A 9,441-nucleotide genomic window follows, 5' to 3' on the forward strand; every position below is an offset into this window, starting at 1 on the left:
CGAGCTCGCTCGCGATGGTCGTGAACGAAAACGCGTAAAACCAGATGCCCATCGGCGCTCTCAGGTTTATCGCGAGCAAGCTCGCTCCTACAGTTCCTTTATGCAGCTTCCTGGAAATCCATTTCCGGCGGCTGGCGACGGAAGCCGCCGGTCAGCACCGCCAGGTACACCACGCCAATCGCCAGCCAGCTCAGGCCCAGATACACCGCCAAATGATCGAGGCTGACCATCAGCCACAAATCCGCTGCCAGGCCGATGAACGGGAACAGCAGGAACAGTACGAACTCGCGCAGGCCTTTTTTCTCGCCACCGATCCAGTAATGGAAGATCACCGACAGGTTCACCAGGCTGAATGCCAGGAACGCGCCGAAGTTGATGAACGAGGTCGAGGTGGTCACGTCCAGTTTCAGCGCCAGCAAGGCCACGACCGCGCACAGCAGGATGCTGTTGATCGGCGTGCCGAAACGTTCGTGCAAGGTGCCGAAGAACGATTTCGGCAGCACACCGTCACGACCCATGGCGTACAGCAGGCGTGAACCGCTGGCCTGGGCCGACAGGCCTGAAGCGAACTGGCCGACGATCAGGCCGATCAGGAAGATCGAGACGAACAGGTCGCCACCGACGTTGCGGGCAATTTCATAGGCCGCCGAGTCAACGTTGTCGAACTGGAAGGACGGATGAGCGATCTGCACGAAGTACGACACGCCGACGAAAATCAGGCCGCCGATCAGGGTGATCAACATGATTGCCCGGGGAATGCTGCGGCGTGGGTCGCGGGTTTCTTCGGTCAAGGTGCTGACCGCGTCGAAACCGAGGAACGAATAACAGGCAATGGCCGCGCCGCTCATGATCAAGGGCATCTGCATGTTGCCGTTGAAGAACGGTTTGATCGACCACAACGGCGTGCTGGCGTCACCGCCAACGTAATGCACGCACAGCGCGACAAAAGCGATCAGCACCAGGAACTGCACCAGCATCAGCAAGGCGTTGATGCCGTTGGCCAGTTTCAGGCCGATGATGTTGATTGCACTGGTGATGCCGATGAACGCCAGCACCCAGATCCATTGCGGCACCGCCGGGAAGGCGGAGTTGAGGTAGGCCGCGCCGATCAGCCAGATCGCCATGGGCAAAAACAGGTAGTCGAGCAGCACCGCCCAACCGGCGATGAAGCCGAGCTTGGGGCTGATGGCCTTGCGCACATAACTGTAGGCCGAGCCGGCCACCGGGAACGCCGAGGCCATGCGACCGTAACTCATGGCGGTGAAGAACATGGCCACCAACGCCGCAAGATACGCGGCCGGCACCATGCCGGCGGTGGATTGGGCGAGGATGCCAAAGGTGCCGAGCACAATGATCGGCGTCATGTAGGCGATGCCAAACAGCACCACCGAGCCTAATGACAGGGTGCGTTGCAAACGAGCCATGAGCGACTACTCCGGATTTTATTGGATTTATGGCAGAGCCGAGTTCGGCGCAGGATTTTCGGGTGTTGTGTTGTTGTTCTTCGGTGAATGATCAAGCAGGTGTGTTGCCTGTCAGGACCTCATCGCTGGCAAGCCAGCTCCTACATTGGTCTTGTGAACGCCTGAGATCCCCTGTAGGAGCTGGCTCGCCAGCGAAGGCATCAGCCCGGTCGACAAGAAATCAGGATCAACACTGAGGAATCAGCAGCTCCCGCAACCCACCCGCATGCTCAACCATCTCCCCCGGCAACTTCAGCCGCTGATCATCCAGATACCGATAATCCTGGCGCGCCGCCGTCAACTGCTTCAGGTCCAGCTCGACCGCGAACTGCCCTTCCTCGCGTCCGGCTTCAAACAACAAGGTGCCCAACGGATCGACCAGCGCACTGCCGCCGGCAAACAACAAACCACCATCACCCTCTTCCACCCGGTTGACCATCAGCGCAAACGCCTGGTTTTCCTGGGCGCGGGCCATGATTGCGGTGCGGTGGGTCGGGCCGTAGGGGTCCATGTTGCCGTTGGTGACGATCAGCAACTCGGCGCCCAACTGCGCCAAGGCACGGGCGCTTTCGGGGAACTCGATGTCGTAGCAAATCAGCAAGCCCACGCGCACGCCGTTCCACAAACACGTGGCGTAGCGGTCGCCCGCCTCGTAGACACCGCGATCCGACGCCCACAGGTGGGTCTTGCGGTATTTCAGGGCGATGCCTTCGGGGGTGATCAGCAGCGTAGTGTTGTAGAAGCGGCCGTTGTCGTTTTCGGCCATGCCGATGGCCACGGCGATATTGTGCTGGCGAACGGCGGCGATCACCGCACTGACGGAGGGTCCGTCCAGCGGCTCGGCCACCTCGGCCACGGACTCGGCCGAAGGGAAGCCCATCAAGTGGCCTTCAGGGAACAGGATCAGCTGCGTGTCGGCCGCGCATGCAGCAATGGCCGCCAGGGTGCGTTCGAGGTTGTAAGCCGTGTCGTTGTCACGGCCGGCCAATTGGGCGAGTTCGACCTTCATGGGTATTCCTTGTTATGGACCGGGCGGCAGAAAGATTGCCCGGTCGGTGTCTGTGCGCCAGTATGCGCAGCAAGCAACCGGGCGGGGAATCACGCCGCTGGGGTAACACGATAGGGGTAGATGCATGACACTCTCGTTGGACGACATCGCCTGGCACCGTTCGGTGGGGCAACTGATCGACGCCCTGGACAAGCCCAATTTCTGGACCCAGCTGGTACGCCTGCTGGATCAATACGTAACGTTCGACAGCTGGGTGGCCCTGCTTTTCAGTGCCGACCAGCATCCTCAGGTGTTCGCCGAGTGCCCGGGCGAAGACGGCAGTCCCGACCAGTTGTTCCAGGATTACCTGCGCGGCCTGTACCTGCTCGACCCGTTCTACATCGCCTGCCGCGAGCAATCGCGCACCGGGCTGTATCGTCTGTCGGAAGTGGCCCCGGAACATTTCGAGCTGACCGAGTATTACCAGCGCTACTTTCGTCTGAATGTGGTGGCCGACGAAATCCAGTTCAATTGCCAGCTCGAAGGCGACCGCACGCTGTGCCTGTCACTGGGCAGCACGCAGCGCTTCAGCAGTCAGCAGATCGCCTTGCTGTCGCTGATCCAGCCGTGGGTGCTCGGGCTGTTGCGCCAACGTCTGCCCTATGAAATCAACGAAGTCGTGGCCCTGGCCCCCGCGTCACCGCAAGGCGATTGGCGGGTGCAACTCGAAGCATCGGTGCAGCAGCTCAAAGGCGCACAGTTGACGGCCCGGGAGCTGGATGTCGGGCGTTTGATGCTCAGCGGTTGCTCCAGTAAAGAAATCGCCCGTAAGCTGGAAATCTCCGTCGAAACCGTGAAAGTCCATAAGAAACACATGTACAGCAAGCTGGGGATCAAATCCCAGTCCGAACTGTTTTCGATTTTTCTCCAGGCACAAAATGCTTGATTGGCCTGTGGAATGCTCTGCTTTTCTGTGGGAGCGGGCTTGCCCGCTCCCACAGGATTTGTGTGTCCCCGCTCCTGGTGCACGAAAATTTTTGAGTCCGAACCCAAGGAAACCGTATGAGCCTGTCACTCCTGAGCCGCTACGCCTTCTTTGTCGTCTGCGTGATGTTCACCTTCGCCAGCCTGCCGTTTCTTGAATACGACTGGCTCTGGCCGATTACCGCTGTCACCGCCGTCCTCAGCCTGATCGGCCTGTTTGATCTTCTGCAAAGCCCGCATGCCGTGCGGCGTAATTACCCGATCCTCGGCAATATCCGTTATCTGGTCGAAGGCATCCGCCCGGAAATCCGCCAGTACCTGCTTGAATCCGACAGCGACGCCCTGCCCTTCTCCCGGGCCCAGCGCTCGCTGGTCTATTCCCGGGCCAAGAACGAAACCGCCGACAAACCGTTCGGTACACTGATCGACGTGTATCAGTCGGGCTTCGAATTCATCGGCCATTCCATGCGCCCGGCGCCGTTGAGCGACCCGAGCAGTTTCCGGGTCACCGTCGGCGGTCCGCAGTGCACCCAGCCTTATTCGGCGTCGGTGTTCAACATCTCGGCCATGAGCTTCGGCTCCCTCAGCGCCAATGCGATCCGCGCGTTGAACCAGGGTGCCAAGCTCGGCAACTTCGCCCATGACACCGGCGAAGGCAGCATCAGCCCCTATCACCGCGAGCACGGCGGCGACCTGACTTGGGAACTGGGCAGCGGTTACTTTGGCTGCCGCACCAGCGACGGACACTTCGACCCGGAACGCTTCGCGGCGCAAGCCCGGACGCCACAGGTGCGGATGATCGAAATCAAGATGAGTCAGGGCGCCAAACCCGGCCATGGCGGCATCCTGCCCAAGCACAAGGTCACCCGGGAAATCGCCGAGACCCGCGGCATCCTGATGGGCGAGGACTGCGTATCACCCTCGCGCCACACGGCGTTTTCCACGCCGATCGAAATGATGCATTTCATCGCGCAACTGCGTGAACTGTCCGGCGGCAAACCGGTGGGTTTCAAGTTCTGTCTCGGCCATCCGTGGGAGTTCATGGGCATCGCCAAGGCCATGCTGGAGACGGGCATCCTCCCGGACTTCATCGTCGTCGATGGCAAGGAAGGCGGCACTGGCGCGGCGCCGGTGGAGTTCACCGACCACATCGGCGTGCCGATGCGCGAGGGCCTGCTGTTCGTGCACAACACCCTGGTGGGCCTTAACCTGCGGGACAAGATCAAACTCGGCGCCAGCGGCAAGATCGTCAGCGCCTTCGACATCGCCAGTGTGTTGGCCATCGGCGCCGATTGGGCCAACTCGGCCCGGGGCTTCATGTTCGCCATCGGCTGCATCCAGTCGCAGAGCTGCCACACCAACAAATGCCCGACCGGCGTCGCCACTCAGGACACCCTGCGCCAGCGTGCGCTGGTGGTGCCGGACAAGGCGCAGCGCGTCTTCAACTTTCACCGCAACACCCTCAAGGCCCTGGCGGAAATGCTTGCCGCCGCCGGCCTCGAACATCCGTCGCAACTGTCGGCCAAGCACCTGGTGCGGCGTATGTCGGCGACCGAGATCAAGCTGTTCTCGCAGTTGCACGTGTTCCTCAAACCCGGCGAGTTGCTGACTGGTGAAGTGAGTGGCGAGTTTTACTCGCGGATGTGGCAGATGGCCCGGGCCGACAGTTTCGAGCCCCATGAAATAGCGGCAGCATGACCTCGCCGCCCCGGTCAGAATCGCGCATCACCAGCGCAGCGTTTTGGTCGGGGCCGGTTCCTTCATCACGATAAAACCGTAATCACCGATCAGGTAAATCCGGTAGAACTGGCTTTCGACCAACGCCGGATAGCCCTGATAGCCGACCCGCGTCGCATTACGCCGCTCCTGCTCCGCCACCACGTTGGTGATGCCTGCTTTCGGCAGATTCTCGGCCAGCATGTAAAAGTCGGTATTGAGCAGGTAATGCAGCACCGGCAGCTGCTTGAACGAGCCAGCCGCCGCCGTTAACCAGTAGTCGGAGTAAGTCACCGACAGGTAAATACGTTTTGCCTCACGCAGCGCCTGACGACTGGCGATGTCGTATTCAAGGCTGGTCAACGCCATGGACGCGAAGGTTTTCTGCATCGTCAGCACCCGGCCATAGGCGAACGACAGCGACAACATCGCCAGCAGCGGAATGATCAACAACAGTGGCAGTCGCTCATGGATCGACGCCAGTGCCAGATGACTCAAATAGAGCAGCAACACCAACAGCACGGCGAAGCCCATCAAGGTACGGGCGCCTTCGTTGAAGTCGCGGAAAAACAACGTGACACCGGACACCAGCAGTGTCACCACCGGCAATGTCAGCAAACACACCAGGCCGATCAACAGTTTCTTCAGGCCGCCGTCCTGGCGCGCCGCTACGTTCAGTCCCAAGCGCACCGCCCCGGCTAGCGCAAACAATAACAACCCGCCGAACAGCCAAAGCCATCCGCCGTGGAACAGCAGCACGACTTTTTCCAGGACCCGGGCAATGTTGATCTGGATCTGCATCAAAGGATGGGCCGTCCAATTGAGCAGCGATGTCCGATTGGAGCCCATGAACGGATAAGCACTGACGCTGTAGATCAACCCGCCGAGGATGAGCTGGGCGGCTTTCCAGCCCAGCAGGTCGCGCCAGGGCATCGGGGTCGTTTTATCATTGGCGGCCCTGAGCAACTCCAGGCAACACAGGCCCAGGAACACATTCAGGCTGACTTGATACAGCCCCAGCGCCAAGGCAATCAGGAACGACGGCACCAGCCATTGCACGCCGCGCCAAGGGTGGCGAAAGGTGATCGCGTAGATCACCGCCACCAGGCTCAGGGTCGTGGCGGGGCCGTCGTATTGATAAGACAGGTTTTGCAGGAAAAACGGGTTGTACCAGAGCGGCAACAGCACCAGGCAGCAAGCAACGCTGGGTTGGCGGAAGTAATGGAACGTCAGGCTGGTCAGCGCCGACGCCATGGCCAGCGTGGCGATCAGCAAGGGCAAGGGAAAGATGTTCGGCGCAGCATGGCTGAAGGTCAGTGCGTTGTAGAACAGCTGGGTGAACAGTCGCCCCTGCCCGGACCAGGCCATGCCCGCCGACAGCGAGCGCCAGTTGTCATCGATGTAGGGAAAATCCGCGAGGATCAACGGCAGGACATACAAGAAGGTCGCGAACAGAAAAAACCGCCAGACCTGATGCCGGCTGAGCTCGCGAACGAAGAAGTCACTGAGCCGGCCCATGCTAGCGCTCGCCCCGGGCTTTACCGCCGACGATGTCCTTGATCACGTAGCGCGGCCGGTGCTTGGCCTCGATATAGATGCGACCGATGTACTCGCCGAGGATACCGATGCCGATCAGTTGCACGCCGCCGAGAAACAGGATGGCGGTCATCAGCGACGGATAGCCGGGGACGCTGTTGCCGAAGAAAATCTTGTCCAGCACCATGTACACCGCGTACAGCACCGCGAAAATCGAAATGCCGCCACCGACGTAAGTCCACAAACGCAGCGGCACGGTGCTGAACGAGGTCACGCCTTCCAGAGCCAGGTTCCACAGCTTCCAGCCATTGAATTTGCTGTTCCCCGCCACCCGCCCGGCCCGCTCGAACTCCACCACCACGGTGTTGAACCCGGCCCACGACAACACGCCTTTCATGAACAACTGATGCTCGGGCAGGGAACGGATCACGTCGACCACCTTGCGATCCATCAGCCGGAAGTCCCCGACGTTTTCCTCGATGCGGGTGTAGGCGATGCGATTGAGCACGTGGTAGAAAATCGACGCGCTGTGACGCCTGAGGTAGCCGTCGACGTCCCGGTTGCGGCGCTTGGCGAGTACCACATCGGCGCCCTTTTGCCATTGCTCGACCAGTAGCGGGATGACGCTGATCGGGTCCTGCAGATCGACATCCATGGGAATCACGGCATCGCCGCTGGCGTGCTCCAGACCGGCAAACAGTGCCGGTTCCTTACCGAAGTTACGCGAGAAATTGATCAGCATGACCTGATCATCCGCCTGGGCCAGTGCCGTCGCCTGTTCGGCCGTGCGATCGGAACTGCCGTCGTTGATGAACACGATTTCAACCTCGGCGTCCCGCAGCACCAGCTCACGGCGCACGGCCTGGTAAAACAGGTTGATTGACTGCTCTTCATTGAACACAGGGACAATGAGCGAGATTTTCATTGATCACGCTCGCGAAACACCACGTATTTGGAATACAGGAAACCGAACACCAGGCTCAACGCCGAAAACAGGACCACGGTGAGCAATCCGTGCATTTGCCAGACATCGCCCAGATGGCCGATCCCCAGGCTCAATGCCCCCATGCCTAGAAGAAACAACAGATACCCCGCGACCGTGGCACTGGCGGCGAACGTAAATTGCGCATTCATGTAGAAGGAAAACGACGCTGCCACGCAGAAGGCTGTCAGGTTGCTGATCGCCTGGCTGAGGCCGGCCGCCACGCTCAACAGGAAAAAGATCTGCCAGTGAATCAGGGTGTTGGCGACCCCGATCACCGTGTAACTGGACAGCCCTTTCCACAACAGTCTCATCTGAGGTTCCCGCTTTAAGAACGTTGCACCCATTATTATTTGAGCCTGTCTACTGTCAGAAATCGCATATTTACGGAGCTTTCAGACCAGCGGTTGGGCCTTGGGGCGACACCCGAGACATCCGGTAATATCCCGGTTTTGCAATTGCCCGCGAATCAGTCCACCCTGCGCGCCGCCGGTTGGGCGCACGGCCTTTTGCGCCCGCGGCCAATCCCATTTTTCACTCGCTGTTACGAGCCTGCCGTCATGACGTTAGCACGCGATCACCGGATCGACTTTTTTCGTGGTCTGGCACTGATTTTCATCTTTTGGGATCACGTGCCCCACAACCCTTTGGGGCAAATCACCCTGCGTAACTTCGGTTTCAGCGATGCCGCCGAGGTTTTCGTGTTTCTGGCAGGTTTCGCGGCCGTGCTGGCGTACGGCAAAGTCCTGGTGCGAGACGGCTTCCTGATCGCCTGCGTGAAAATCCTGCGCCGCGCGTGGGTGCTCTACGTGGTGCATATCTTCCTGCTGGCGATGCTGATGGGCATTGTGTTTTTCGCCAACAGCCACGTGGAAACACGGGATCTGGTGGAGGAAATGGGCATGCATCATTTCATCAGCGACCCTCAGCAAGCCCTGATCGATGAACTGCTGTTGCGCTTCAAGCCGAACCTGATGGACCCGTTGCCGCTGTACATCGTGCTGTTGGCCGGCTTGCCGCTGGCGCTGCCGATGCTGGTGCGCAAGGCCTGGGTGGTGGTCGCGATGTCCCTGGCGCTGTACTCGATGGTGCCTCTGGCTGGCTGGAACCTGGCGGCCATCAAGGACGGCGTGTGGTATTTCAACCCTGTCGCCTGGCAGTTGCTGTTCGTGCTCGGCGGTGCCGCGGCGATTCACGGCCAGCGCCCGCGCTTGCCCGAAACCCGCTCATTGCTGCGCCAGCCGTTGTTTGTGAGTGCGGCGCTGTATGTCGTGGTCGCGGGCGTGTTGACCGTCCTGTGGCGTTGGCCGGACCTACACGATGCGGTGGTGCCGGCGAGCCTGCAAAACATCCTGTACCCCATCAGCAAGACCAACCTGTCCCCCGTGCGCCTGCTGCATTTCCTCGCACTGGCCTACGTCACGGCGAAACTGGTACCCGACAGCGGATGGACGCAAAACTGGCTCGCGCAGCAAAGTTGCCGCATGGGCCGTTTCTCGCTGGAGATTTTCTGCCTGGGCGTGCTGCTGGCACCCTTGGCGGACATGGTCAATGCCTTGACCGACGATGCGTTCGCCATGCAGGTCTTTACCGCGCTGGTGGGTGCCGGGTTGATGGCGTTGCTGGGGGCGTGGCTGGAGTTCAACAAGCGTTTGAATCGATCACCGCAAGCTGCGCCCGCCTGATATGTAGGAGCGAGCTCGCTCGCGATGGACTCAAGAGCGCCGCGTTCCGCCAGGAAACACGCGTTATCGTTATCGACCATCGCGAGC

Annotated in this window: 8 protein-coding genes; 3 read left to right on the plus strand and 5 right to left on the minus strand. The window is 60.3% G+C overall.

Annotated elements, in window-relative coordinates; genetic code table 11:
* Positions 1–98: 98 nt before the first annotated feature.
* Both PMI31_RS25120 and PMI31_RS25125 read right to left on the minus strand, forming a co-directional pair.
* The gene (locus PMI31_RS25120) at positions 99–1,424 is read right to left on the minus strand and encodes an APC family permease (RefSeq protein ID WP_008022101.1); all 1,326 of its coding nucleotides are present in this window, start codon (positions 1,422–1,424) and stop codon (positions 99–101) included.
* 226 nt (positions 1,425–1,650) lie between these two features.
* Positions 1,651–2,472 carry a carbon-nitrogen hydrolase family protein gene (locus PMI31_RS25125; RefSeq protein ID WP_008022102.1) on the minus strand — a complete coding sequence of 274 codons (822 nt, stop codon included), beginning with the start codon at positions 2,470–2,472 and terminating at the stop codon, positions 1,651–1,653.
* 124 nt (positions 2,473–2,596) lie between these two features.
* On the opposite strand from PMI31_RS25125, the gene PMI31_RS25130 reads away from it, so the two are divergent.
* Positions 2,597–3,397 carry a helix-turn-helix transcriptional regulator gene (locus PMI31_RS25130; RefSeq protein WP_008022105.1) on the plus strand — a complete coding sequence of 267 codons (801 nt, stop codon included), beginning with the start codon at positions 2,597–2,599 and terminating at the stop codon, positions 3,395–3,397.
* A 116-nt stretch (positions 3,398–3,513) separates the two neighbouring features.
* On the plus strand, positions 3,514–5,133 hold the full coding sequence (locus tag PMI31_RS25135) for an FMN-binding glutamate synthase family protein (RefSeq protein ID WP_008022107.1): 1,620 nt from the start codon (positions 3,514–3,516) through the stop codon (positions 5,131–5,133).
* 27 nt (positions 5,134–5,160) lie between these two features.
* Here PMI31_RS25135 and PMI31_RS25140 read toward each other — a convergent pair whose 3' ends face one another.
* The 3 genes from PMI31_RS25140 to PMI31_RS25150 are packed head-to-tail and all read right to left on the minus strand — an operon-like array spanning position 5,161 to position 7,983.
* A complete protein-coding gene (locus PMI31_RS25140; protein ID WP_008022110.1) occupies positions 5,161–6,669 on the minus strand; it encodes a glucosyltransferase domain-containing protein in 1,509 nt (502 codons plus the stop codon).
* A 1-nt stretch (position 6,670) separates the two neighbouring features.
* On the minus strand, positions 6,671–7,612 hold the full coding sequence (locus tag PMI31_RS25145; protein WP_008022112.1) for a glycosyltransferase family 2 protein: 942 nt from the start codon (positions 7,610–7,612) through the stop codon (positions 6,671–6,673).
* Positions 7,609–7,983, minus strand: coding sequence for a GtrA family protein (locus tag PMI31_RS25150; RefSeq protein WP_008022113.1), 375 nt, complete (start codon positions 7,981–7,983; stop codon positions 7,609–7,611). The genes PMI31_RS25145 and PMI31_RS25150 overlap by 4 nt, the downstream gene beginning before the upstream one ends.
* Positions 7,984–8,229: 246 nt before the next feature.
* Here PMI31_RS25150 and PMI31_RS25155 point away from each other — a divergent pair, with 246 nt between their 5' ends.
* Positions 8,230–9,354, plus strand: coding sequence for an OpgC family protein (locus tag PMI31_RS25155; RefSeq protein ID WP_008022115.1), 1,125 nt, complete (start codon positions 8,230–8,232; stop codon positions 9,352–9,354).
* The last annotated feature ends 87 nt before the right edge of the window (positions 9,355–9,441 follow it).

The sequence above is a fragment of the Pseudomonas sp. GM55 genome (genome assembly GCF_000282395.1).
In the GTDB taxonomy this organism is placed as follows: Bacteria; Pseudomonadota; Gammaproteobacteria; order Pseudomonadales; family Pseudomonadaceae; genus Aquipseudomonas; species Aquipseudomonas fluorescens_CC.